Origin of the sequence: Oceanihabitans sediminis, assembly GCF_003337215.1 — a bacterium.
Taxonomy (GTDB): domain Bacteria; phylum Bacteroidota; class Bacteroidia; order Flavobacteriales; family Flavobacteriaceae; genus Oceanihabitans; species Oceanihabitans sediminis.
The window spans coordinates 97,956-124,295 of sequence record NZ_QPIG01000003.1; the positions used below are offsets into that span (position 1 = coordinate 97,956).

The following is a 26,340-nucleotide window of genomic DNA, read 5'->3' on the forward strand; positions in this document are numbered from 1 at the left end:
ACATGAAACAAATATACTTTATACTAGCACTTTTACTATCCTATAGTGTTTCCGCACAAATTCCATCAGATTATTACGATACTGCAACAGGAACTGGATTCACTTTAAAAACACAGTTAAAAGACATTATTTCAAATGGTCATACAGCTAGAACGTATGACCAATTATACGATGGTGCAGGAATTTCTAATTCGCAAGGTTACGTAGACACACATTCTGATCTTGATGTAACTGGAGGTGCTAATTATGAAAATGATGGTACGGTTTTAGATTTTTATTCTGAAAACCCTAATGGACCAGACCCGTATAACTTCACACATAATCTAGATGAAGGAGGTAATCAAACTGCTGAAGGTGATTGCTATAATAGAGAACATATTATTCCACAATCTTCTTTTAACAGTAATTTTCCAATGCAAAGTGATATTCACCACGTAATCCCAACAGATTGTAGGGTTAATAACTTTAGAGGAAGTTTCCCTTTTGGTAATGTTGCATCGGATAACTGGACATCTCAAAATGGATCCAAAAGAGGAACAAGTGCTATGCAGGGTTATTCTGGTACTGTGTTTGAACCAATAGATGAGTTTAAAGGAGATATAGCAAGAGCTATCTTATACTTTGCAACTCGTTATGAGGACAACATTCACAACTATACTAGTTTTGATATGTTTAATGGAACTAATGACCAGGTATTTCACACTTGGGCAATAGATGTACTTTTAGACTGGCATTATAATGTAGATCCTGTTGACCAAAGAGAAATTGAAAGAAATAAAGCAGCATACAGATTTCAAGGAAATGCAAACCCGTTTGTAGATCATCCGGAATATGCAAATTTAATATGGAATCCAAATGCAGGTGATACTGAAGCGCCTTCAACACCACTAAACCTTGTTGCTTCAAACCCAACAGATGATTCTATTCATTTAACTTGGACCGCTTCAACAGATAACGTAGCAGTTACAGAATACAATATTTATGTAGATGGCGAAACAATAAGCTCTTTCAGTACAAGCGAAACCAATTTTACAGTAACAGGTTTAACTCCTGCTACAGAATATTGCTTCACAATTACAGCTAAAGATGCTGCTGACAATGAATCTGGTGTTAGTAACCAAGCATGTGAAACAACTACAAATAATGGTTCTACAGGTGGAGGTTCAGAAATATACTTTTCAGAATATATTGAAGGTTCTAGCTTTAATAAAGTGTTAGAAATAGCAAACTTTACAGGTGAAAATATCAACGACTTATCCGCATACACATTAAAACTAGGAACAAATGGTGGAGGAACTTGGGGAACAACTTATACTTTCCCACAAAACGCTACTATAGCAAATCAAGACGTTTATGTTATCGCCAACGGTAGCTCTACAGTTTGCCCTTCACAATACGATGATTTAAATACAGACATCACTAGCTTTAATGGAAATGACGCAATCGGCTTGTTTAAAAATGATGTTCTAATAGATCTTATTGGTGACTTAAACAGTAGTGCAAATTTTGGTAAAGATGTAACGCTTATAAGAAAACCAGAAATAACAGAACCTTCTACAACATTTGATATAAACGAATGGAATAGTTTAAGTAGAGACGACTGTTCAAACTTAGGGTCACATACACAAAACCTAAGCACTAACAACTTCTCACAAAACGAAGTAAAAATCTTACCAAATCCTGTAGAAAATATTCTAAAAATCAAATTTGATGGTTCTCAAGAAACCAAAATCGAAATATTTGATATTTTAGGAAAGAAGGTCTTTACAAAAACCTTGCTGCAATCTCAAAACATACAGCTAGACAATTTAAAGTCGGGTGTGTATATCATGAAATTAACACAAGGTAAAGCAACAATAACTAAGAAGTTAATAAAGAAATAAACTATAAAGCGACTGTAACAAGTCGCTTTTTTTATGGTTAATAACAACGGGAATAATTCTAAATTTTCAATAATTTAAATAGTAATTATTACGTTGAAAAGAAGTAAATTTGCATTTTTAAACACAACTTTAACTCAAACATAATGATTCATTTCTTCGGAAACCAAAACAGTAAAGTTTTTGCTGTTCAAGCAACAAAAGAATTATCAACAGAAACCATCGCTAAATTAGTGTGGTTATTTGGCAACCAGCCAAAAATAGAACAAGCATCCTTAGATGCTTTTTTTGTTGGCCCTAGAGCTGCAATGATTACTCCATGGAGTACCAATGCTGTAGAAATAACCCAAAATATGGGAATTGAAGGTATCATAAGAATTGAAGAATTCGAAGCCGTTTCTGAAGACTTCAAAAGCTATGACCCAATGATATCTGAAAAATTCAATAGCTTAAACCAGGAGTCTTTTACAGTAAAAATTCAACCGGAAGCTATTATCAACATTCACGATATCGCCGCTTATAACGAGCAAGAAGGTCTAGCTTTAAACGAGGAAGAAATCAATTACCTAAACGAGGTTTCAAAAAAAATCGGAAGACCATTAACCGACTCTGAAGTATTCGGGTTTTCTCAAGTAAACTCAGAACACTGTCGTCATAAAATCTTCAACGGAACTTTTATTATTGACGGAGAAGAAAAACCAACTTCCCTTTTCAAATTAATCAAAGAAACATCGAAACAACATCCTAACGATATTGTTTCCGCATATAAAGATAATGTAGCTTTTGTGAAAGGTCCGAAAGTAGAACAATTCGCACCTAAATCTGCAGACAAACCAGATTACTACCAAACAAAAGATTTCGATTCTGTTATTTCATTAAAAGCAGAAACACATAACTTCCCAACAACTGTAGAGCCTTTTAACGGTGCTGCAACAGGTTCTGGAGGGGAAATTAGAGACAGATTAGCTGGTGGAAAAGGTTCTTTACCTTTAGCTGGAACAGCTGTTTATATGACTTCCTATTCTAGACTAGAAGAAATGCGTCCTTGGGAACAAAAAATGGAAGCTCGTCCTTGGTTATACCAAACACCAATGGATATCTTGATAAAAGCAAGTAATGGTGCATCCGACTTCGGAAACAAATTCGGACAACCGCTTATCTGCGGTTCTGTTTTAACTTTTGAGCACGACGAAACCGAAAGTACTATTATTGATGGTGAAAAACGATCTAACAGAAAACTTGGTTACGACAAAGTAATCATGCAAGCCGGAGGAATTGGTTACGGTAAAGCAGATCAAGCCATAAAAGAAACACCAAAATCAGGGGATAAAATTGTAATTCTTGGTGGTGAAAACTACCGAATTGGAATGGGTGGAGCTGCAGTTTCTTCTGCAGACACTGGAGAATTTTCTTCTGGTATCGAATTAAACGCTGTACAACGCTCTAACCCAGAAATGCAAAAGCGTGCAGCAAATGCTGTCCGTGGAATGGTTGAAAGCGATGAAAATCACATTGTTTCTATTCATGACCATGGCGCTGGTGGACACTTAAATTGCTTATCAGAATTAGTAGAAGATACAGGAGGAAATATCGACTTAGATAAATTACCTGTTGGTGACCCTACCCTATCTGCTAAAGAAATCATCGGAAACGAATCTCAAGAAAGAATGGGATTAGTAATTTCTGAAGATCATATAGAAAAATTACAAAAAATTGCCGATCGTGAGCGTTCTCCAATGTACACTGTTGGGGATGTAACAGATAACGACAGATTTACTTTTGAATCTAAAACCAATGGTGATAAACCTATGGATTTAGCATTAGAAGATATGTTTGGAAGTTCTCCAAAAACCATCATGACCGATAAAACGGTGAATAGAAACTACGGAGGAATTTCTTATAATACAGATAAATTTTACGATTATCTTGATCAGTTATTACAATTAGAAGCTGTTGCTTGTAAAGATTGGCTTACCAATAAAGTAGACCGTTGTGTAGGTGGAAAAGTTGCCAAACAACAATGTGCTGGTCCTTTACAATTACCTTTAAACAACGTAGGTGTTATGGCACTTGACTATAAAGGAAAAGAAGGTGTTGCAACAACTATAGGTCACGCTCCTATATCCGGATTAATCAATCCTGCAGCGGGAAGCCGAAACGCCATTACAGAATCCTTAACCAATATGGTTTGGGCTCCTTTAAAAGATGGTTTACAAAGTGTATCCTTATCTGCAAACTGGATGTGGCCTTGTAAAAACGAAGGTGAAGATGCAAGACTATACGAAGCTGTAGAAGCTGTTTCAGATTTTGCAATAGGATTAGGAATCAATGTCCCAACAGGGAAAGATTCTCTTTCTATGAAGCAGAAATACCCTAATGAAGAGGTTATTTCTCCTGGTACAGTAATTATTTCTGCAGCAGGAAACTGTAACGATATTAATAAAGTAGTAGAACCTGTTTTTCAGAAAAACGGAGGAGAAATCTATTATATCAACATTTCTCAAGATGACTTTAAATTAGGAGGAAGTTCTTTCGCGCAAATTTTAAATAAGGTTGGAAACGAAACGCCTAATGTAAAAAGTGCAGATTACGTAAAAACAGTATTCAATACCATACAAAAACTAATTAAAGAAGATAAAATTCTTGCTGGACACGATGTTGCTTCCGGTGGATTAATCACTACTTTATTAGAAATGTGTTTTACAGATAATAATCTTGGTGCAGAACTAGATATTACCGAATTAAAACAAAAAGATTCCTTCAAAGTTTTATTTGCTGAAAACTCCGGAATTGTTTTCCAAGCAACAGATAATTCTATTGAAAAAGTTTTAGCTGAAGCGAACATTGAGTTCTTCAACATAGGAAAAGTAACAGAAAGCGACACCTTAAGTATTATAAACAGTGCAGAGGTATTCTTATTAACGGTTTCTAGGTTAAGAGATGTTTGGTACAAAACTTCCTTCTTATTAGACCAAAAGCAAACTGCAAATGGTTTAGCACAAGATCGTTTTGATAATTATAAAAACCAGCCTTTAGAATTTGTTTTCCCTAAGCATTTCACAGGAAAATTAAAAGATGTTTTAAAAACAGAAAATTCGCAAGCAAAACCAAAAGCAGCTATCATTCGTGAAAAAGGTTCAAACTCTGAACGCGAAATGGCAAATGCTATGTACTTGGCTGGATTTGACGTAAAAGATGTGCATATGACCGATTTAATTTCGGGTCGTGAAACGCTAGAAGACATTCAGTTTATTGGAGCTGTTGGTGGTTTCTCTAACTCCGATGTTTTAGGTTCTGCAAAAGGTTGGGCTGGTGCTTTCTTATATAACGAAAAAGCAAATACTGCTTTAAAGAAATTCTTTGAAAGAGAAGATACCCTTTCTGTTGGTATTTGTAACGGTGCTCAACTTTGGATGGAACTAGGTTTAGTAAATCCAGAGCATGATACACACGGAAAACTAACCTATAATAATTCTAAAAAACACGAAAGTTCTTTTACTTCTGTAGAAATTCAAAAAAACAACTCTGTAATGCTTTCTAGCTTAGAAGGCTCTAAATTAGGTGTTTGGATTTCTCATGGAGAAGGAAAATTCAACTTACCAAAAGAAGAAAGTGCATATAATATTGTAGCGAAATATGGGTACGAAGGATATCCAGCAAACCCTAATGGTTCAGACTTTAACACAGCAATGATGTGTGATAAAACAGGTAGGCACTTGGTTACCATGCCACATATCGAGCGTTCTACATTCCAATGGAACTGGGCAAACTACCCAACAGGAAGAAAAGACGAAGTTTCACCGTGGTTAGAAGCCTTTGTAAACGCTAGAAAATGGATTGAAAACAAAAAATAACACATTTTAAACACCTATAAATCAAGGAGCTTACAAGAATTAAGCTCCTTTTTTTGTACTAGCATTTGATTATCATCTAAAATTTCCTAATTTGCAAGACTTCAAACTTTAAAATAACATGGCTGAAATTACAAGACTTTTCGATTTTCCTTATTTCCAATTAGAAACTTTTAAGTTAGATAAAGCACTAACAACTAAATATAATGGAAAATGGGAGTCTATATCCACACAGGAGTATGTAGATCAAGCAAATACTATAAGTCGTGGTTTGATACGTTTAGGGGTAAAAGCAAACGAAAAAATTGCAGTTATTTCAACTACAAACAGAACCGAGTGGAATATTATGGATATTGGTATTCTTCAAGTAGGTGCACAAAACGTACCTATTTACCCTACTATTAGTAAAGAAGATTATGAATACATCCTAAATCATTCGGAAGCAACTTACTGTTTTGTTTCAGATGAAAGTATATTAGAAAAACTAAATCAGATTAAAGACAAAACCAAATTAAAAGCAGTTTATACTTTTGATGAAGTTGCCAATGAAAAGAATTGGAGGGAAGTTTTAGAGTTAGGAAAAGACACAAGCAACCAAAACGAAGTAGAAGATCGTAAAAAAGCTGTACATACAGACGATTTAGCGACACTTATTTATACATCTGGAACTACCGGAAAACCAAAAGGTGTAATGCTTTCACACAAAAACATTGTATCTAATGTATTAGACAGTAAAAAACGAGTTCCTTTCGACGAAGGTCAAGCAAAAGCTTTAAGTTTCCTTCCTGTTTGTCACGTTTTTGAGCGTATGATTCTGTATTTATACCAATATTGTGGTGTAGAAATTTATTTCGCAGAGTCTATCGAAAAAATGAGCGACAACCTAAAAGAAGTAAAACCTAATGTAATGACTGCTGTACCTCGTTTATACGAGAAAGTATTTGATAAAATTGTTGCAAAAGGTGCAGATCTTTCAGGAATTAAAAAAGCACTTTTCTTCTGGGCTGTAGAACTTGGATTAAAATACGAACCATACGGAGCAAACGGATGGTGGTACGAAACGCAACTTAAACTAGCCAGAAAACTTATTTTTAGTAAATGGAAAGAAGGTTTGGGCGGAGAATTAGACCTTATGGTTTCAGGAAGTGCTGCATTACAACCTAGACTTACTAGAGTTTTTGCTGCTGCAGAATTACCTATTATGGAAGGTTACGGACTAACAGAAACATCTCCAGTTATAGCGGTTAACGACCAACGAAATGGCGGATTTAGAGTAGGAACGGTTGGTAAAGTTATTGACAACGTTGATATTAAAATCGCTGAAGACGGAGAAATCTTAGTAAAAGGACCTAACGTAATGAAAGGATACTTTAAAGATGAAGAAAAAACAAAAGAAGTTCTAAAAGACGGATACTTCCACACAGGAGATATTGGAGAAATAGACAGCGATGGTTTCTTAAAAATCACCGACAGAAAGAAAGAAATGTTTAAAACATCTGGTGGAAAATATGTTGCTCCTGCCCTATTAGAAAACAAACTAAAACAATCTCGTTTTATCGAACAGATAATGGTAATTGGTGAAGGTGAAAAAATGCCTGCAGCATTAATTCAAGTAAACTATGAGTTTGTTGAAGAATGGGCGAAACGTAGAAAGCTAACTTTTAAATCAAAAGAAGAAATAGCTTCTAACGAAATCCTTAGAGAAAGAATCCAAGAAGAAATAAATGACGCAAACGAAAAGTTTGGTCATTGGGAACAAATTAAAAAGTTTGAAATCACACCAAACCCTTGGACTATAGAAGACGGACACCTAACTCCTACCATGAAAATGAAACGTAAGATCATTAAAGAAATTTATAAAGATCTAATCGAAAAAATATACAGACCATAAACATTAAAAAACTCCTTACATTGCTAAGGAGTTTTTTTTTGGATAAAACAAAAATATTTTAACACTTTACTATGCGTGCATAACATATTTTTGTATATTTGGTTTTATTAAAAGAATCACATGAAAGACGCGACTATAGATTATGTACTTAGAACCACCTGGTTAGCAGTTACAAAAATGTATAATGAAGAAGCTTTAAAATTTGATACTACCATGGCAACCGGTTTTGCTTTGCTTAGTATAGACCCTATTAAAGGAACCCCATCTACATCACTAGGCCCAAAAATGGGTATGGAAGCAACAAGCCTATCACGCACATTAAAGAACATGGAAACAAGAGGATTAATTGAGCGTAAACCAAACCCGGAAGACGGCCGAGGAGTGCTTATTTTTCTAACAGAATTCGGAAAAGAAAAAAGGGAATACTCTAGAGAGCGCGTACTTACCTTCAATAACAAAATACGCGAAAATATTCCTGAAGAAAAATTGAACAGCTTCTATGAAGTTGCCGAAATCATAAATAACATGATATCAAACAAAAAAATATACAATAATAAAGAACACACTTTAAAATAATATGAGCAAACGTAGGATTAAAAAAATAGCTATTATTGGTTCTGGAATTATGGGGAGCGGTATCGCTTGTCATTTTGCCAACATTGGTGTAGATGTACTATTACTAGACATTGTACCTAGAGAACTAACCGACAAAGAAAAAGCTAAAGGATTAACTTTAGAAGATAAAGTTGTAAGAAACAGATTGGTTAATGATGCATTAGCTGCTTCATTAAAATCGAAACCCTCTCCTATTTACAATCAAAAATTTGCGAGCAGAATCACTACTGGTAACCTAGAAGATGATATTGCTAAAGTTGCAGATGTAGATTGGATTATGGAAGTGGTTGTTGAAAGATTAGACATCAAACAACAAGTATTCGAAAAATTAGAAAAATACAGAACTCCTGGAACTCTAATAACCTCTAATACCTCAGGTATTCCTATTAAGTTCATGAGCGAAGGCCGTAGCGAAGATTTCCAAAAGCATTTCTGTGGAACACACTTCTTCAACCCTGCTCGTTACTTAAAATTATTTGAAATCATACCAGGACCTAAAACAGATAAAGCTGTATTAGATTTCTTAAATGAATATGGAGAAAAATTCTTAGGAAAAACTTCGGTTGTTGCTAAAGATACTCCTGCTTTTATCGGAAACAGAATCGGTATTTTCAGCATACAAAGTTTATTCCACGCAGTTAAAGATTTAGATCTAACTATCGAGGAAGTAGATAAATTATCAGGACCAGTAATTGGTCGTCCGAAATCGGCAACCTTCCGTACGGTAGATGTTGTAGGTTTAGATACTTTAGTGCATGTAGCAAACGGAATTAGAGAAAATTGTCCGAATGACGAACGCCTAGAGTTATTCTCTTTACCAGATTTCATCAGCACTATGATGGAAAACAAATGGTTAGGAAGTAAAACAGGACAAGGGTTCTACAAAAAAGTTAAAAAGGAAGACGGATCTTCAGAAATTCTATCTTTAGACTTAAACACTTTAGAATACCGTTCTTCTAAAAAAGCAAAATTTGCCACTTTAGAACTTACTAAAACAGTAGATAAAGTTGTAGATCGTTTTAAAATCTTAGTTAAAGGAAAAGATAAAGCTGGGGAGTTTTACAGAAAAAGCTTCACTGCCCTATTTGCATACGTTTCTAATCGTATTCCTGAAATTACAGATGAATTATATAAAATTGACGATGCCATGAAAGCAGGTTTCGGTTGGGAACATGGTCCTTTCCAAATCTGGGATGCAATTGGTGTTGAAAAAGGTATCGAATTAATGAAAGCAGAAGGTTTAGAGCCTGCTGCATGGGTTAATGAAATGCTAGCTGCAGGAAACACTTCTTTCTACTCAGTAAAAGACGGTGCTACTTACTTCTACGATATTCCTAGTAAAAAACAAACGAAAGTTCCTGGTCAAGATGCATTTATCATCTTAGACAATATCAGAAAAACAAACGAAGTATTTAAAAACTCAGGTGTTGTTGTAGAAGATTTAGGTGACGGAATCCTTAACGTTGAATTCCAATCTAAAATGAACACGATTGGTGGAGATGTTTTAGCGGGATTAAACAAAGCTTTAGATATAGCTGAAAAAGATTTCGACGGTTTAGTGGTAGGTAACCAAGGCCCTAACTTCTCTGTTGGAGCAAACATCGGAATGATTTTCATGATGGCTGCAGAACAAGAGTACGACGAGCTTAACATGGCTATTAAATACTTCCAAGATACAATGATGCGTATGCGTTATTCTGCAATTCCAACTATCTCTGCTCCTCACGGAATGGCTTTAGGTGGTGGATGTGAAATTTCATTACACGCAGATAAAGTAGTAGCAGCAGCAGAAACTTACATGGGACTTGTTGAGTTTGGTGTTGGTGTGATCCCTGGAGGAGGTGGTTCTAAAGAAATGGCTTTAAGAGCTCAAGATCTTTTCCAAAAAGGAGATGTGCAACTAAACATCTTACAAGAGCACTTCTTAACTATCGGTATGGCAAAAGTATCAACTTCTGCTTACGAAGCCTTCGACTTAAACCTTTTACAAAAAGGTAAAGACGTAGTAGTAGTTAATAAAGACCGCCAAATAGCAGTTGCAAAACAACATGCTAGATTAATGGCAGACTCTGGTTATACACAGCCAGTAAGACGTACAGATGTGAAAGTACTAGGAAAACAAGCATTAGGTATGTTCTTAGTAGGAACAGACTCTATGCAAGACTCTAACTATATCTCAGAACACGATATGAAAATTGCAAACAAACTAGCTTATGTAATGGCTGGTGGTGATTTATCAGAGCCTACCTTAGTATCAGAACAATACTTATTGGATTTAGAGCGTGAAGCATTCTTAAGCTTATGTACAGAACGTAAGACTTTAGAAAGAATCCAACACATGTTAACAAAAGGGAAACCACTTCGCAACTAATTGCGGATAGTAATAAGGAATTAGTACTAAGGATGAAAATATCACTAAATACTAATTACTAACAACTAAATACTAAAACAAATGAAAACAGCATATATAGTAAAAGCATACAGAACCGCAGTTGGTAAAGCGCCAAAAGGTGTGTTCCGTTTTAAAAGAACCGATGAATTAGCAGCTGAAACCATTCAGCACATGATGAAGGAACTTCCAAATTTAGATAAAAAGCGTATTGACGACGTAATCGTTGGAAACGCAATGCCAGAAGGTGCACAAGGATTAAACATGGCACGTTTTATCTCCCTAATAGGATTAGATAGCGTAGATGTTCCTGGTGTAACTGTAAACCGTTTCTGTGCTTCAGGTATTGAAACAATTGGTATAGCAACTGCAAAAATTCAAGCAGGAATGGCAGATTGTATTATTGCAGGAGGTGCAGAAAGCATGAGTGCAGTACCAATGACAGGATTTAAACCAGAATTAAACTATGACACCGTAAAAGCTGGTCATGAAGATTATTACTGGGGAATGGGAAATACTGCAGAAGCAGTTGCAAAACAGTTTAAAGTATCTCGTGAAGATCAAGACGAATTCGCTTATAACTCTCATGTTAAAGCATTAAGAGCTCAAGCTGAAAACCGTTTCCAAGACCAAATTGTTCCTATTGAAGTAGAGCAAACATATATTGATGCTAACGGAAAAAAAGCTACTAAATCCTATACAGTTACTAAAGACGAAGGTCCTCGTGCAGGAACTAGCGTAGAAGTTTTAGGAAAATTACGCCCTGTATTCGCTGCCGGTGGTAGTGTAACTGCAGGTAACTCTTCACAAATGAGTGATGGTGCTGCCTTTGTAATGATTATGAGCGAAGAAATGGTTAAAGAATTAAATCTTGAACCAATTGCTCGTTTAGTAAACTATGCAGCAGCAGGAGTAGAACCTCGTATCATGGGTATCGGACCAGTAAAAGCAATTCCTAAAGCTTTAAAACAAGCAGGTTTAAAACAATCTGACTTAGAGTTAATCGAATTGAACGAAGCATTCGCTTCACAATCTTTAGCGGTAATTAGAGAATTAAATCTTAACCCAGGTATTATTAACGTAAATGGTGGAGCTATTGCTTTAGGTCACCCATTAGGATGTACAGGAGCAAAACTATCCGTACAACTTTTTGATGAAATGCGTAAGCGTGACATGAAAGGAAAATACGGAGCAGTAACTATGTGCGTTGGTACAGGTCAAGGAGCTTGCGGTATATTCGAATTTTTAAACTAATAAAAGAACTTAATACAATATTATAAAATGGCAGATTTAGAAAAAGATATCCTACGTGGAGGTCAATTCTTAGTAAAAGAAACAAATTGTGAAGACGTTTTTACTCCTGAAGATTTTTCAGAAGAACAAACGATGATGAAGGAAGCCGTAATGGAATTCAATGATCGTGAAATCATTGCAAACAGAACAAGATTTGAAGCTAAAGATTATGCATTAACAGAAGAAGTAATGCGTAAAGCTGGGGAACTTGGGTTTTTAGGAGTTGCTGTTCCTGAAGCTTACGACGGATTAGGAATGGGTTTTGTTTCTACGGTATTAACATGTGATTATATCTCATCTGGTACAGGTTCTTTTAGTACAGCTTTTGGTGCACACACAGGTATTGGTACAATGCCAATTACCCTATACGGAACAGAAGAGCAAAAGAAAAAATACGTTCCTAAATTAGCAACAGGTGAATGGTTTGGTGCATACTGTTTAACAGAGCCAGGTGCAGGATCGGATGCAAACTCAGGAAAAACAACTGCAGAACTTTCTGCAGATGGAAAATCTTATAAAATTAACGGACAAAAAATGTGGATCTCAAATGCAGGTTTCTGTAGCTTGATGATTGTTTTTGCTCGTATTGAAGATGACAAAAATATTACTGGTTTTATTGTAGAATACGATAAAAACAACCCTAACGGAATTACTTTAGGTGAAGAAGAACACAAATTAGGTATTCGTGCATCTTCTACACGTCAAGTATTCTTTAATGATACGGTTGTTCCTGTAGAAAACATGTTGGCTGGTCGTGGAGAAGGATTTAAAATCGCCATGAACGCACTTAACGTTGGACGTATTAAATTGGCTGCTGCTTGTTTAGATTCTCAAAGAAGAATTTTAACTACTGCTGTTAACTACGCAAACGAACGTAAACAATTTAAAACACCAATCGCAGATTTCGGAGCTATTAAAGTGAAACTTGCTGAAATGGCAACAAACGCTTACGTTGGTGAATCTGCAACCTATAGAGCTTCTAAAAACATTGAAGACAGAATCGCTTTACGTGAAGCTGCTGGAAATACACATCAAGAAGCAGAGTTAAAAGGTGTAGAAGAATATGCAATTGAATGTTCTATCTTAAAAGTAGCTGTTTCTGAAGATGTACAACACTGTGCAGATGAAGGAATCCAAATTTTTGGAGGAATGGGATTCTCTGAAGAAACTCCTATGGAAGCTGCTTGGAGAGATGCTAGAATTGCTCGTATTTACGAAGGTACTAACGAAATCAACAGAATGTTATGTGTTGGAATGTTAGTGAAGAAAGCAATGAAAGGTCACGTAGATTTACTAGGTCCTGCGCAAGCAGTTCAAAATGAACTAATGGGTATTCCTTCTTTTGAAACTCCAGACTACTCAGAGTTATTCTCAGAAGAAAAAGAAATGATTAAGAAACTGAAAAAGACTTTCTTAATGGTTGCTGGTGCTGCTGTTCAAAAGTTTGGACCAGACTTAGAACAACACCAACAATTATTAATTGCTGCTTCAGATATCTTAATTGAAATCTATATGGCAGAATCTGCAATTTTAAGAACAGAAAAGAATGCAAAGCGTTTTGGTGAAGAGTCTCAGACTGTACAAATTGCAATGTCAAAACTTTACTTATACCAAGCGGTAGATATCATCGAAAAGAAAGGAAAAGAAAGTATTATTTCTTTTGCTGAAGGAGATGAGCAACGTATGATGTTAATGGGACTTAAGCGTTTTACTAAATATCAAAACTATCCAGATATCGTTGATTTACGTAACGAAATCGCAGAAAAAGTAAAAGCAGAAAATAAATATTGTTTTTAATATTAAGTTTAGTTAATTGTAAAAAGCCGTTTCGTAATTGAAACGGCTTTTTTATTTTCCTTATTTTAGAGCAAAATTAATTCCATGAAAAACGTACTATTTTTAATCACTTGTTTTATAGCATCTTCTTGCCTATCCCAAAAAAATCAGAGCTTATTTCAAGATCAAAATAAATTCACAAAACAAGATACCCTTCGTGGAAGCATCACTCCAGAACGCGAATGGTGGGATTTAACCTATTACCATTTAGATATAAAAGTACAACCAGAAGAAAAATTTATATCCGGAAAAAACACCATTCAATACACGGTTTTAAAAGAAAACAACACCTTACAAGTAGATTTACAGTCTCCGCTACAAATAACCAAAGTAACCCAAAATAATAAAGAACTAGAAGTTGAACATCAAGGTAATGCGCATTTTATAAAACTACAAGAAAAACAAAACATTGGTGAAGTAAAAACAATTGACGTGTATTATGAAGGAAAACCTAAAGAAGCCGTTAATGCTCCTTGGGATGGTGGGCTTTCTTGGAAAAAAGATAAAAACAACAATCATTTTATAGCAACTTCCTGTCAAGGATTAGGTGCAAGCGTTTGGTGGCCAAATAAAGACCATATGTATGATGAAGTGGATAGCATGCTTATAAGTGTCACAAACCCTAAAGGCTTAACAAACATTTCAAACGGAAGACTCCGAGATTTAGTAGTAAACAAAGATAATACCGTTACTTCTCATTGGTTTGTTTCTAACCCAATTAACAATTATGGCGTGAATATAAATATTGGAGATTATGTACATTTTTCTGAAGTTTATGCTGGGGAGAAAGGGGATTTAGATATGGATTATTTTGTACTTCGTGATAATTTAGAAAAAGCGAAGAAGCACTTTAAAGATGCGCCAAAAATGATAGAAGCTTTTGAACACTGGTTTGGTCCCTACCCTTTTTATGAAGACGGATTTAAACTAGTAGAAGCTCCATATTTAGGAATGGAGCACCAAAGTTCTATTACCTACGGAAACAAATACAAAAAAGGATATTTAGGAAACGATTTATCAGGTACTGGCGAAGGATTAAAATTCGATTTTATTATCATCCATGAATCAGGACATGAATGGTTTGCAAACAATATTACAAATAAAGATATTGCAGATATGTGGATTCATGAAAGCTTCACAGCCTATTCCGAAAACCTCTTTTTAGATTATCACTTTGGTAAAGAATCTTCTGCAAAATATGTAATTGGTACAAGAAGAGCTATTCTAAACGACAAACCAATAATTGGTGCGTATCATGTAAATAACGAAGGTTCTTCAGATATGTATTATAAAGGAGCAAACATGCTTCATACCTTACGCCAGTTGGTAGAAGATGATGAAAAATGGCGACAAATATTACGCGGATTAAACCAAGAGTTCTATCACCAAACAGTTAATACAGAGCAAATTGAAAATTATTTAAGTAAACATACAGGTATTGACTTAACCGCATTCTTTAATCAGTACTTACGTGATGTTAGAATTCCGACTTTAGAATATAAAATAGAAGATAGTGAATTGAAGTTTCGTTGGACAAATATTGTTATAGATTTCGATATGCCTATTCAAATAAAACTAAATGGTATAGAGCAATGGATATACCCAAACAAAGATTGGAAATCCCTAAAGCTACAGCAAAACAAAACAGATGTTGTTTTGGATGAAGATTTTTATATAAAAACGAAGCTAGTAACTTGGTAAAGCTTCAAGCATTTACAAGAACTACTCTACTCGTTTTAAACCTTCTATATTTTCAATTTTAATAAGTTTTCCTTGGGTGGTAATATATCCTTCTTTCTTTAACTGAGATAAAATACGAATAGCAGACTCTGTAGCAGTACCAACAAAATTAGCAAAATCCTCTCTTGAAAACTGAATAGCTAAAAAACCTTCCTCATCAACACCAAAAGTCTCATGTAAATAAATTAACACTTCGGCTATTCTATTTTTAACCGATTTTTGAGCCATATTCACAATCACATTATCCGAATTTCTAAGATCGGCTGCCATTTGCTCTAAAATAGAATTACTAAAATTTGGGTTTTTAGCTAAATCATTAATAATTTCAGATTTAGGAATAAAGCATATTTCCATATCATTAAGAGCTACAGCAGTAAGGTTAGCCGATTCACTACCTATTAAAGATCGTTGCCCTAACAAATCGCCTTTTACTACAAGCTTTACAATTTGCTCTCTTCCGTTAGAGCTTAATTTAGAAAGCTTACAAGCACCGCTTTTAATACAATAAACACCATTAACAGATTCCCCTTCTTCAAAGATGGTTTCTCCTTTTTTTATAAACATACTAGTCTTACAACTAGAAACACGAAGCAACTCCTCTTTTGAAAGAGTTTTTAAAGCATTAAATTGTTTTATAATACACTGTTCACACTTACTCATAGCCCTTGTTTAATAGATTTGTAAAATTAAGTAAAACATGACAAATATCATATTTAAAACCAAGAAGTTTGGTGATTTTTGTTACAGGTATAAATGGGTATAAATTATGGGCAATGTTTTATGTTTTCACTGTGGTGACGATTGTAATTCTAGTGAAATAAAATTTGATGAAAAATCATTTTGTTGTAATGGCTGTAAAACGGTTTATGAAATCTTTTCTGAAAACGATTTAACCTGTTATTACGATCTACAGTCTTCTCCTGGAGCAGTTCCTAAAGAAATTGAAGGAAAGTATGATTTTCTAGAAAAAGAAAATATCATTGAAAAACTTACAGAATTTAACGATGGAAAAACACAAATAGCCACGCTATACATTCCGCATATACATTGCAGTTCTTGTATTTGGATTTTAGAAAATTTAAATAAGCTAAATCCTGGCATTTCTTCTTCACAAGTAAACTTTGGAAAGAAAAATGTACGTGTTACATATAATTCGGAAACAACTTCGCTAAAAGAAGTAGTGTTACTCTTAAGCGGTATTGGTTACGAACCTTACATTTCCTTAGAAGATTTTAAAGGCGGAAAAGAACATATTAACAGGTCGCTAATTTACAAGGTTGGTATTGCAGGCTTTGCCTTTGGTAACGTTATGTTCCTTTCTTTTCCAGAATATTTTGAAGTTGGAGAATTCTGGTTAGAGCAATACAAACACTTTTTTAGATGGGTTATGTTTGCTTTTTCTCTTCCTGTAGTTTTTTATTCTGGAAGACATTATTTTACTTCGGCTTACAAAGGCTTAAGAGCAAATGTTTTAAATATAGATGTTCCTATTGCCCTTGGTATAGCAGTACTTTTCATACGAAGTACGGTGGAAATCATATTCGATTTAGGTTCCGGATTCTTCGATAGTTTAACTGGATTGGTTTTCTTTTTATTACTAGGGAAATTCTTTCAGCAAAAAACATACGCTTCCCTTTCCTTCGAAAGAGATTATAAATCCTATTTCCCTATTGCAGTAACAAAAATTTCAGCAGAAGAAGGAGAAACACCTATTCAAGTATATGATATTAAAAAGGGAGACCGTTTGCTTATTAGAAACGAAGAATTAATTCCGGTAGACGGAATCTTAATAAATGGAAGAGCAAAAATCGACTATAGTTTCGTAACAGGAGAATCGGAAACGGTTACGAAAGAATCTGGCGACAAGCTTTTTGCTGGAGGAAAACAAACTTCGGGAGTTATAGAAATGGAAGCTTTAAAGTCTGTAGAACAAAGTTACCTCACGCAACTATGGAGTAACGATGTATTCAGTAAAAATAAAGAAGATAGCTTTACCACCTTAACAAACCAAATTAGTAAGCGATTTACAATTGCCGTTTTAACCATCGCTATTGTAGCAACTACCTATTGGTTATTTGCAGATCCAAGCAAAGCAATGAATGTATTTACAGCAGTTTTAATTATTGCTTGTCCCTGCGCAATTGCACTCTCTGCCCCTTTTACTCTAGGAAATATGCTACGTATTTTTGGAAGATTAAAGTTTTATGTGAAAAACGCTTCGGTAGTAGAACAATTAGCTGCTATTAATACCATTATTTTTGACAAAACAGGAACCATTACTTCCAATGCAAAAAGTACTGCGACTTACGAAGGCGAGGAATTAACAACTTCGGAAAAAGTTTTATTGAAAAACACGCTCCGAGGATCGAACCACCCTTTAAGTAGATCGCTTTATGAGATTCTAGATGCCAATAATATTATTACTTTAAATCATTTTGAAGAACACGTAGGGAAAGGTATTGAAGCTTCCCATGAAAATAATAAAATAAAAATTGGTTCTGCTAGCTTTGTTGGTTCTAATGAATCTTCCGTATTAAATACAACCGTACACATTAGCACCAATAATAATTACAAAGGAAAATACACTTTTTATAATAGCTACAGAAAAGGTTTATCGAATCTATTTAATAGACTGAAAAAGCAATATGATTTAGTTATTCTTTCTGGAGATAACGAAGGAGAGTTGGAAAATCTAAAAAAATTACTACCTTCAAAGACGAAATTGATTTTTAATCAAAAACCTGACGATAAGTTAGAGTATATAAAATACCACCAAACAGAAGGTGCAAAAGTATTGATGGTTGGTGACGGATTAAATGATGCTGGAGCATTAGCCCAAAGTAATGTAGGAATTGCCATTTCTGAAAACGTAAATGTATTTTCCCCTGCCTGTGATGCTATTTTAGATGCTTCAAAGCTTACACAGTTAAACAATTATATAAAAGCAGCAAAAGGAGCTATTAAAATAATAAAATGGAGTTTTGCACTTTCCTTTTTCTACAATGTAATTGGATTGTACTTTGCGGTAACAGGACAACTAGCACCAGTAATCGCTGCTATATTAATGCCGCTAAGTTCTATTAGCATTGTGGTATTTACAACGGTTGCTACAAATCTTTTAGGAAGGAAATTAAATACATTAAAATAACCAAATATGATAAAAGTCATATTTTTATAAATCGGTCAATTGTAAATTTGTCCAATAACTTCAAACAGGTATGAGTGTTATATACATTTTATTGAGTATTAGTATCATAGTTGCTATTATATTTTTTGTCGCTTTTATATATGCAGTAAGAAGAGGACAATTTGATGATAGTTACACCCCTTCAGTTAGAATGCTTTTTGAAGACGAACTAGTAAAAGAAAAACCAGAAACAAAAACTAATAAGACTAATTAATTATTATGGAAGTACAACAATTCTATTACGATAATAAAATCGTTAAAAATTTCCTTTATGCTACCATATTTTGGGGTGTTGTAGGTATGACAGTAGGTTTAATGCTTGCTTTCTTATTTATTTTTCCAAATTATATGGAAGATATTTCGTGGCTTAGCTTTGGTCGATTAAGACCTCTACACACCAACGCGGTAATTTTTGCCTTTGTAGGTAATGCTATTTTTGCAGGAGTTTACTACTCGCTGCAAAGACTGCTTAAAGCAAGAATGGCTAGCGATCTTTTAAGTAAAATAAACTTTTGGGGATGGCAACTTATTATTGTTGGAGCGGCTATCAGTTTACCGCTTGGGTATACAACCTCAAAGGAATATGCTGAACTAGAATGGCCTTTTGATATTGCAATTGCAATAGTATGGGTTGCCTTTGGTGCAAACATGATTTGGACTATTTTACAACGTAGACAAAGACATTTATACGTTGCTATTTGGTTCTATATTGCTACATTCGTAACTGTTGCTGTACTTCATATATTTAATAGTTTAGAACTTCCTGTAAGTGCCATGAAAAGTTATTCTGTGTACGCAGGGGTACAAGATGCACTTGTGCAATGGTGGTACGGACATAATGCCGTTGCATTCTTCCTTACTACTCCTTTCTTAGGATTGATGTACTACTTTGTTCCAAAAGCAGCAAACAGACCTGTTTACTCTTATAGACTGTCTATTATTCACTTCTGGTCTTTAATCTTTATTTATATCTGGGCGGGACCTCACCATTTATTATATACTGCCTTACCAGAATGGGCACAAAACTTAGGTGTAGCCTTCTCTATCATGTTATTATTACCGTCTTGGGGAGGTATGATCAACGGATTATTAACGCTTCGTGGTGCTTGGGATAAAGTAAGAACAGATCCTGTTTTAAAATTCATGGTAGTGGCTATTACTGGTTATGGTATGGCTACTTTTGAAGGGCCAATGCTTTCTCTTAAAAACGTAAATGCAATTGCTCATTATACAGATTGGATTATTGCTCACGTACACGTTGGGGCATTAGCATGGAATGGTTTCCTGGCCTTTGGTATGATTTACTATTTAGTACCAAAGCTATTCAATACTAAATTACACTCGCTGGGCTTAGCTAACTTACACTTTTGGGTAGGTACTTTAGGTATTATTATGTATGCATTACCATTATATGTTGCTGGATTCACACAAGCAAGTATGTGGAAACAATTTAACCCAGACGGAACTTTAGTGTACGGTAACTTCTTAGAAACCGTTACGGAAATTATGCCAATGTACTGGATGCGTGCGATTGGTGGTACATTATATATTGGAGGTATGTTAATTCTAGTATATAACGTTATTATTACAGTTAGAAACGGAAGTGTTGTTTCAGATGAGTTAGCTGAAGCTCCTGCCCTACCACATGTATCTAAAAAACGTACATCAGGTGAAGGATGGCACACTTGGTTAGAGCGTAAGCCTATTCAATTAACTATTGGCGCTACCATCGCAATCTTAATTGGAGGAATTGTGCAAATTGTTCCTACAATTATGGTAAAATCTAACATTCCAACTATTGCTAGTGTAGAGCCATATACGCCATTAGAACTAGAAGGCCGTGATATTTATATTCGTGAAGGATGTGTTGGATGTCACTCGCAAATGATTCGTCCTTTCCGATCTGAGGTAGAACGTTACGGAGAGTACTCCAAAGCAGGAGAGTATGTTTATGACCATCCATTCTTATGGGGAAGTAAACGTACAGGACCAGACTTACACCGTATTGGTGGAAAATATTCTGACAACTGGCACTTTAACCATATGTATGACCCAGAAAGTACTTCTTCAGGTTCTATTATGCCTTCGTATAGATGGCTAATTAGAGATGAATTAGACAAATCTTTAACAGAAAAGAAAATGGAGGTTATGGTAACATTAGGAGTTCCTTATACCGAAGAGGAAATTGCTAATGCACAGCAAGCAATGTTAGAACAAGGAACCCAAATCGAGGAAAACCTTTATGCAGATCCTGATTTTGCAAAATCATACGAAGCAGATAAAGCTGCAGGAGGTGAAGATTTTGTAGAAATGCGTAATCGTGAAATTGTAGCACTTATCGCTTACTTACAACGATTAGGAACAGACATAAAAGTAAAGGATTTAGAAACAGCTAAAAACTAAGATTATGCTAAAATTCGTAAAAAATCATATGGATAGTATTTCTGGTATAGAAATCTACCCTATCATATCATTACTTATTTTCTTCGGCTTTTTTGTTGGTCTTTTCTGGTGGGTTTTTACAGCCAAGAAAGATTATATAGATAAAGTAAGTAATATTCCATTAGACAACCAAAACCAAACAGAACTATGAGAAATCAAATTCCATCTTGGGTAAGAATACCTGTTATCTTTTTTATAATTGTAGGTATAGTAGAATTCTTTGTAGACTCTGGTAAACAACCGGCGTTTATAGAGCAACCTATTATCTTATTGTTCTTAGTATTGGTATTATTTATACTTATTGCTACAGATGCAATTGTAGGGTCGTTAGATAATATTCTTTACCAAAGCTTAGACGAAAAAGGAAGAGAAAAATACGATGCTAAAGTGATAGAAAAATCTAAATTCCTTACTTGGGTTGAAGCCACTTACGAAAAAGCTTTAGGAGCTAAACCAATGCAAGAAGAGCATGAAATCATTCTAGACCACAGCTATGATGGTATTAGAGAGCTTGACAACGACCTTCCGCCATGGTGGAAATATAGTTTTTATGCTTCTATCATTTTTGCTTTTGTTTATATGATAAAATACCATGTATTTAATGGTGAAAATCAATATATGGAGCTAGAAGCTGAATATGCACAAGCGAAAATAGATATCGAAAACTACAAAAAAACAGCGAAAGATTTAGTAGACTTTAACACTGTAGAGCTACTAACAGATGCCTCCGACTTAAGTAACGGTAAAAGAATATACATGGAAAACTGTGTTGCTTGTCATAAAGCAGATGGTGGTGGTGGAATAGGACCTAACCTTGCCGATGAACATTGGATTTTAGGTGGCGGAATTAAAAACGTTTTCAAAACAGTTTCTGAAGGGGGTCGTGCCGGAAAAGGTATGATTGCTTGGAAACAAAGTTTAAAACCTGCTGAAATAGCACAAGTATCTAGTTATGTTTTACAATTTCAAGGCACAAATCCGCCAGATGCAAAAGCTGCAGAAGGGGATATTTGGGTAGAAGAAAACAACTAATATTTAAATATAAATCATTGTGGAAACACCAAAAAACGAAACTTTTAGAGATTCAATTGGAACGCTTACCGAAGACGGAAAACGCGCCTGGGTGTACCCTAAAAAGCCAAGTGGTAGATATTTTGAAATGCGTAAAATTGTAAGTTATGCATTACTTACATTCTTTCTCGCTGCGCCATTTATAAAAATAAACGGAAATCAGTTTTTACTGTTTAATATATTAGAACGCCGTTTTAATGTATTCGGTTTACCATTTTGGCCTCAAGATTTTTATTTAGTAGTAATGTCCATGCTTATTGGTATTGTCTTTATTGCACTATTTACCGTAAGTTTTGGCCGTGTATTTTGTGGGTGGATTTGTCCGCAAACCATTTTCATGGAAATGGTATTCAGACGTATAGAATTCTGGATTGAAGGCGACAGAAACAAACAACGTAAGTTAGACAGACAGGAATGGAATGCAGAAAAAATTAGAAAACGAGCAATAAAATGGTCTATCTTTTTATTGATTTCCTTTACTATTGCAAACGTTTTCCTAGCATACCTAATAGGTAGTGATAAACTGTTTCGTTATATTAAAGAAGGACCTTTAGAGCATTTAGGAACTCTTTTTCCGCTATTAATATTTACAGCTGTTTTCTATTTCGTATTTGCCTGGTTTAGAGAGCAAGTTTGCATTATTGCCTGCCCTTATGGTAGACTGCAAAGTGTTTTATTAGATAATAAATCTATTGTAGTTGCTTACGACCATAAACGTGGTGAAGGGGAAAAAGGACGTAAGAAATTCAGAAAAAACGAAGACAGACAAGCCTTAGGTCACGGAGACTGTATAGATTGTTTACAATGTGTAAATGTTTGTCCTACAGGTATAGATATTAGAAACGGTACACAATTAGAATGTGTTAACTGTACTGCATGTATAGATGAATGCGACCATATCATGGAAAGCATCAACCTTCCTAAAGGATTGATTCGCTATGCAAGTGAAGATGAAATTGAAAAAGGAGAAAAATTCAAACTTACTGCTAGAATGAAAGGTTACATCGCCGTTCTTACCATACTTGTTGGTATGTTGTGCGGAATGTTACTTTTAAGAAATGATGTAGAAGCTAGAGTTTTAAGACTTCCAGGACAATTATTTGAACATAAAGGAGAAACTTTAATTAGTAATGTTTTCACTTATAAGCTAGTGAATAAAACGACTAGAGATATTGAGAATGTAAACTTCAGACTTAGAAAAGTGAAAGGTGAAGTAAAAGTAGTTTCTAATTCTGATTCCTTTATTGTTCCTGCACAAGGTTTAGCCGAAGGAACACTATTTATAGAAATAGATCAAAGTCAGTTAGAAAGTGATAAAAATAAATTAATGATTGAAGTATATAGTGGAGATGAATTAATAGAAACCACTAATGTGTACTTCCTTGGTCCGCGTAGTTATAACTAAACGGAAACAAAAAAATACTCGTGTTCCGAAGTTTCGGGAGAAAACAATAAAGTTAAATTAAAAATGGAGGTTTCCGGTTAACGGAAAAAGGATAAGATGAAAATAAATTGGGGAACGGGAATAGTAATAGCTTTTGTTTTATTCATAAGCTTCATCATGTACTTTGTAGTAAATATGATGGTAGACAAAAAATATGATCATGATTTAGTAACCGAAGACTACTACAAAAAAGAAGTAGAATTCAACAAAGACATGGTTCAAGAAACAAATGCTAAAAGTTTAGCAGAAGATGTTAGCTGGAAAAAAACTGCAGAAGGTATTATTATAGAGTTTCCAAAAACACTACAAGTAGAAAATATAACTGGAAATGTGTTCCTATACAGGCCATCTAATAAACAATTTGACTTTGAAATGCCAATTTCACTGTCAAACCATAATTTGCTCATACCTGACAAACGTTTGCTAGGTGGTCGTTGGAACATAAAAGTTTACTGGCAATATAACGACACCTCTTACCTGTTCAAAAAAGATATAATTTACTAAAACAAAAAGTCATGCTTTGGTCTGCGGTTCTTTTTGGATTATTAGGAAGTTTCCATTGTATAGGTATGTGTGGACCTATTGCATTTATGCTTCCGGTAGACAGAAGTAATTCTGTAAAAAAAGTATCACAAATTGCTATCTATCATTTGGGGAGAATTTTTGCATACGCAATTATTGGTTTCTTCTTTGGCTTAGTAGGTAAAAGTCTTTATATATTCGGAATACAACAACAATTATCTATTATCATAGGTGTATTAATGATTTTAGTAGTGCTAATTCCGGTACAAACTTTCAATAAATACAACCTTTCCAAACCTATATACAAAGTAATAACTAAGGTAAAATCTTCCTTAGGAAAAGCTCTAAAAAAGAAAACGGCAGACACCTTTTTAACCATTGGTTTTCTTAACGGTTTTTTACCTTGCGGCTTAGTTTATATGGCTGTTTTTGCTTCCTTAGCAATGCAAAGCGCCGTTCAAGGCAGCTTATACATGGCTTTATTTGGTGTAGGAACTATTCCATTAATGACCTCAGCAATTTATCTTGGTAAATTTTTAAATACCAAAATGAAGCAACGTATTCAAAAAGCTATTCCTATTTTTGTGGTCATAATAGGTTTATTATTTATACTTCGTGGTTTAGGATTAGGAATTCCCTACCTCTCTCCTGCACCAGTTATAGATATTATGTCTAGTAATATAGATTGTCACTAAGTGGTAATACTATTTCAATAGAACATTTTAAATTAAAAACATACATGCCCTTAATGGACAATGCACACAAATTGCAATTAAGCAAAGAAGAAATGAAGCAATACGGCTATCAGGTAATAGACGCTATTGTAGAACATTTTGATACCGAAAGAAATAAAAAACCAGTTGCTCTTGCGACTAGAGAAGAAATGGATTTGCTTTTTAAAACTGAAGCACCAGATGAACCAACAAACTACAAGGAAGTTTTACAGTTTGTAACCGATAAGGTTTTACCTAATAGTAATATCGTATCACATCCTAAATCCTATTCCTTTGTCCCTGGCCCTAGCAATTACGTAAGCGTTATGGCAGATACGCTTGCTACCGGATTTAATGTTTTTTCTGGTGGTTGGGCTGCTTCCCCTGCTGCTGCTGAGTTAGAAATTGTAACCATGAATTGGCTTTTAAAACTGTTTAAGTTTCCTACTACAAAAGGTGGTGGAATTTTCACCAGTGGCGGCTCCATGGCAAACCTAACAGCGCTTGTTACTGCAAGAAGACAACGTTGCGGTGATGATTTCTCTAAAGCTATTATCTATCTTTCAGACCAAGCACATTCTTCAAATATTAAAGCTATTCGTGTTCTTGGTTTCAAAAAAGAACAGGTAAGAATCATTCCTACAGATATAGAATTTAAAATGGCCATCAATAAACTTAAAAATGCCATTGCTAAAGATAGATTAGAAGGCCTACAACCTTTTTGTATTATAGCTTCTGCTGGAACAACCAACACAGGTAGTGTAGATCCTTTAAGCCAAATTGCTAAAATCTGTAAAACCGAAAAATTATGGTTTCATATTGATGGTGCTTATGGTGGTGCTGCAATTTTATCAAAAAAAGGAAGCAAATTATTAAAAGGAATTGAAAAAGCAGATTCTCTTACCATCGATCCGCACAAATGGCTATACCAACCTTATGAAATGGGATGCTTATTGGTAAGAAATCACAAATGGCTTAGCGAAACTTTTAGCGAAAAACCTGAATACCTAAGAGATATTGAAGGAAATACTTCAGAAATAAACTTTTACGATCACGGGATTCAACTTACAAGACGTTTTAGAGCCTTAAAGTTTTATATGTCGATGAAAACCTTCGGACTTTCCGCATTTAAAAAAGCGGTATCCTACTCTATCGATTTAGCAGAAGAGGTTGAAGAACACCTAAGGAAAAGTCCAAATTGGGAGGTTATTTCTCCAGCTACTCTAGCAGTAATTAACTTCAGATACCACCCTATAGGAAGCGCTTATTCCGAAAAAGAATTAGATGCAATCAATCAGAAAATATCCAAGACAATTGTAGACTCTAGGGAAGCTTTATTAGTAACTACGGTTTTACAAAATCAAGTGGTTTTAAGAATGTGTTTAATCAATCCTAGAACAACTATCGAAGATGTGAAGGATACTTTAAAAACTTGTGAAGCAATAGCGAAAGAAATAGTATAATGT

Annotated in this window: 18 protein-coding genes; 17 read left to right on the top strand and 1 reads right to left on the bottom strand. The window is 34.7% G+C overall.

What is annotated here, in order from left to right; genetic code table 11:
* Window positions 1–2: 2 nt before the first annotated feature.
* The 8 genes from DU428_RS08855 (at window position 3) to DU428_RS08890 (ending at window position 15,456) form a co-directional block, all read left to right on the top strand.
* The gene (locus DU428_RS08855) at window positions 3–1,883 is read left to right on the top strand and encodes an endonuclease (RefSeq protein ID WP_113966524.1); all 1,881 of its coding nucleotides are present in this window, start codon (window positions 3–5) and stop codon (window positions 1,881–1,883) included.
* Between the two features lie 143 nt (window positions 1,884–2,026).
* Window positions 2,027–5,734 (top strand): phosphoribosylformylglycinamidine synthase, encoded by a 3,708-nt coding sequence (gene purL, locus DU428_RS08860; RefSeq protein ID WP_113966523.1) that lies wholly within the window; start codon window positions 2,027–2,029, stop codon window positions 5,732–5,734.
* Window positions 5,735–5,852: 118 nt separating this feature from the next.
* Window positions 5,853–7,622 carry an AMP-dependent synthetase/ligase gene (locus DU428_RS08865; RefSeq protein WP_072352129.1) on the top strand — a complete coding sequence of 590 codons (1,770 nt, stop codon included), beginning with the start codon at window positions 5,853–5,855 and terminating at the stop codon, window positions 7,620–7,622.
* A gap of 120 nt (window positions 7,623–7,742) precedes the next feature.
* A complete protein-coding gene (locus DU428_RS08870) occupies window positions 7,743–8,198 on the top strand; it encodes a MarR family winged helix-turn-helix transcriptional regulator (RefSeq protein WP_072352128.1) in 456 nt (151 codons plus the stop codon).
* Window position 8,199: 1 nt separating this feature from the next.
* Window positions 8,200–10,608, top strand: coding sequence for a 3-hydroxyacyl-CoA dehydrogenase/enoyl-CoA hydratase family protein (locus DU428_RS08875; protein ID WP_072352127.1), 2,409 nt, complete (start codon window positions 8,200–8,202; stop codon window positions 10,606–10,608).
* 81 nt (window positions 10,609–10,689) lie between these two features.
* A complete protein-coding gene (locus tag DU428_RS08880) occupies window positions 10,690–11,880 on the top strand; it encodes an acetyl-CoA C-acyltransferase (protein WP_072352126.1) in 1,191 nt (396 codons plus the stop codon).
* 27 nt (window positions 11,881–11,907) lie between these two features.
* A complete protein-coding gene (locus DU428_RS08885) occupies window positions 11,908–13,716 on the top strand; it encodes an acyl-CoA dehydrogenase family protein (RefSeq protein WP_072352125.1) in 1,809 nt (602 codons plus the stop codon).
* An 84-nt stretch (window positions 13,717–13,800) separates the two neighbouring features.
* A complete protein-coding gene (locus DU428_RS08890) occupies window positions 13,801–15,456 on the top strand; it encodes a M1 family metallopeptidase (protein WP_113966522.1) in 1,656 nt (551 codons plus the stop codon).
* Window positions 15,457–15,477: 21 nt separating this feature from the next.
* Here DU428_RS08890 and DU428_RS08895 read toward each other — a convergent pair whose 3' ends face one another.
* On the bottom strand, window positions 15,478–16,155 hold the full coding sequence (locus DU428_RS08895; RefSeq protein ID WP_113966521.1) for a Crp/Fnr family transcriptional regulator: 678 nt from the start codon (window positions 16,153–16,155) through the stop codon (window positions 15,478–15,480).
* Window positions 16,156–16,261: 106 nt separating this feature from the next.
* Here DU428_RS08895 and DU428_RS08900 point away from each other — a divergent pair, with 106 nt between their 5' ends.
* The 9 genes from DU428_RS08900 (at window position 16,262) to DU428_RS08940 (ending at window position 26,337) form a co-directional block, all read left to right on the top strand.
* Window positions 16,262–18,643 carry a heavy metal translocating P-type ATPase gene (locus DU428_RS08900; protein ID WP_113966520.1) on the top strand — a complete coding sequence of 794 codons (2,382 nt, stop codon included), beginning with the start codon at window positions 16,262–16,264 and terminating at the stop codon, window positions 18,641–18,643.
* Window positions 18,644–18,713: 70 nt separating this feature from the next.
* Window positions 18,714–18,896, top strand: coding sequence for a cbb3-type cytochrome oxidase assembly protein CcoS (gene ccoS, locus DU428_RS08905; RefSeq protein ID WP_072352121.1), 183 nt, complete (start codon window positions 18,714–18,716; stop codon window positions 18,894–18,896).
* 5 nt (window positions 18,897–18,901) lie between these two features.
* The gene (gene ccoN, locus DU428_RS08910; RefSeq protein WP_113966519.1) at window positions 18,902–21,085 is read left to right on the top strand and encodes a cytochrome-c oxidase, cbb3-type subunit I; all 2,184 of its coding nucleotides are present in this window, start codon (window positions 18,902–18,904) and stop codon (window positions 21,083–21,085) included.
* Between the two features lie 4 nt (window positions 21,086–21,089).
* Window positions 21,090–21,275, top strand: coding sequence for a CcoQ/FixQ family Cbb3-type cytochrome c oxidase assembly chaperone (locus DU428_RS08915; RefSeq protein WP_113966518.1), 186 nt, complete (start codon window positions 21,090–21,092; stop codon window positions 21,273–21,275).
* Complete coding sequence (locus DU428_RS08920; RefSeq protein WP_072352118.1) at window positions 21,272–22,156, top strand: cbb3-type cytochrome c oxidase N-terminal domain-containing protein; 885 nt, start codon at window positions 21,272–21,274, stop codon at window positions 22,154–22,156. The genes DU428_RS08915 and DU428_RS08920 overlap by 4 nt, the downstream gene beginning before the upstream one ends.
* A gap of 19 nt (window positions 22,157–22,175) precedes the next feature.
* A complete protein-coding gene (gene ccoG, locus DU428_RS08925) occupies window positions 22,176–23,600 on the top strand; it encodes a cytochrome c oxidase accessory protein CcoG (protein WP_072352117.1) in 1,425 nt (474 codons plus the stop codon).
* A 96-nt stretch (window positions 23,601–23,696) separates the two neighbouring features.
* On the top strand, window positions 23,697–24,143 hold the full coding sequence (locus DU428_RS08930; RefSeq protein WP_072352116.1) for a FixH family protein: 447 nt from the start codon (window positions 23,697–23,699) through the stop codon (window positions 24,141–24,143).
* Between the two features lie 11 nt (window positions 24,144–24,154).
* The gene (locus DU428_RS08935; RefSeq protein WP_113966517.1) at window positions 24,155–24,856 is read left to right on the top strand and encodes a sulfite exporter TauE/SafE family protein; all 702 of its coding nucleotides are present in this window, start codon (window positions 24,155–24,157) and stop codon (window positions 24,854–24,856) included.
* Between the two features lie 53 nt (window positions 24,857–24,909).
* The gene (locus DU428_RS08940; RefSeq protein ID WP_072352114.1) at window positions 24,910–26,337 is read left to right on the top strand and encodes a pyridoxal phosphate-dependent decarboxylase family protein; all 1,428 of its coding nucleotides are present in this window, start codon (window positions 24,910–24,912) and stop codon (window positions 26,335–26,337) included.
* Window positions 26,338–26,340: the final 3 nt, after the last annotated feature.

Coding starts and splice junctions, on each gene's coding strand:
- DU428_RS08855 (WP_113966524.1), top strand. CDS start 3: ATGAAACAAATATACTTTATACTAGCACTTTTACTATCCTATAGTGTT.
- purL (WP_113966523.1), top strand. CDS start 2,027: ATGATTCATTTCTTCGGAAACCAAAACAGTAAAGTTTTTGCTGTTCAA.
- DU428_RS08865 (WP_072352129.1), top strand. CDS start 5,853: ATGGCTGAAATTACAAGACTTTTCGATTTTCCTTATTTCCAATTAGAA.
- DU428_RS08870 (WP_072352128.1), top strand. CDS start 7,743: ATGAAAGACGCGACTATAGATTATGTACTTAGAACCACCTGGTTAGCA.
- DU428_RS08875 (WP_072352127.1), top strand. CDS start 8,200: ATGAGCAAACGTAGGATTAAAAAAATAGCTATTATTGGTTCTGGAATT.
- DU428_RS08880 (WP_072352126.1), top strand. CDS start 10,690: ATGAAAACAGCATATATAGTAAAAGCATACAGAACCGCAGTTGGTAAA.
- DU428_RS08885 (WP_072352125.1), top strand. CDS start 11,908: ATGGCAGATTTAGAAAAAGATATCCTACGTGGAGGTCAATTCTTAGTA.
- DU428_RS08890 (WP_113966522.1), top strand. CDS start 13,801: ATGAAAAACGTACTATTTTTAATCACTTGTTTTATAGCATCTTCTTGC.
- DU428_RS08895 (WP_113966521.1), bottom strand. CDS start 16,155: ATGAGTAAGTGTGAACAGTGTATTATAAAACAATTTAATGCTTTAAAA.
- DU428_RS08900 (WP_113966520.1), top strand. CDS start 16,262: ATGGGCAATGTTTTATGTTTTCACTGTGGTGACGATTGTAATTCTAGT.
- ccoS (WP_072352121.1), top strand. CDS start 18,714: ATGAGTGTTATATACATTTTATTGAGTATTAGTATCATAGTTGCTATT.
- ccoN (WP_113966519.1), top strand. CDS start 18,902: ATGGAAGTACAACAATTCTATTACGATAATAAAATCGTTAAAAATTTC.
- DU428_RS08915 (WP_113966518.1), top strand. CDS start 21,090: ATGCTAAAATTCGTAAAAAATCATATGGATAGTATTTCTGGTATAGAA.
- DU428_RS08920 (WP_072352118.1), top strand. CDS start 21,272: ATGAGAAATCAAATTCCATCTTGGGTAAGAATACCTGTTATCTTTTTT.
- DU428_RS08930 (WP_072352116.1), top strand. CDS start 23,697: ATGAAAATAAATTGGGGAACGGGAATAGTAATAGCTTTTGTTTTATTC.
- DU428_RS08935 (WP_113966517.1), top strand. CDS start 24,155: ATGCTTTGGTCTGCGGTTCTTTTTGGATTATTAGGAAGTTTCCATTGT.
- DU428_RS08940 (WP_072352114.1), top strand. CDS start 24,910: ATGGACAATGCACACAAATTGCAATTAAGCAAAGAAGAAATGAAGCAA.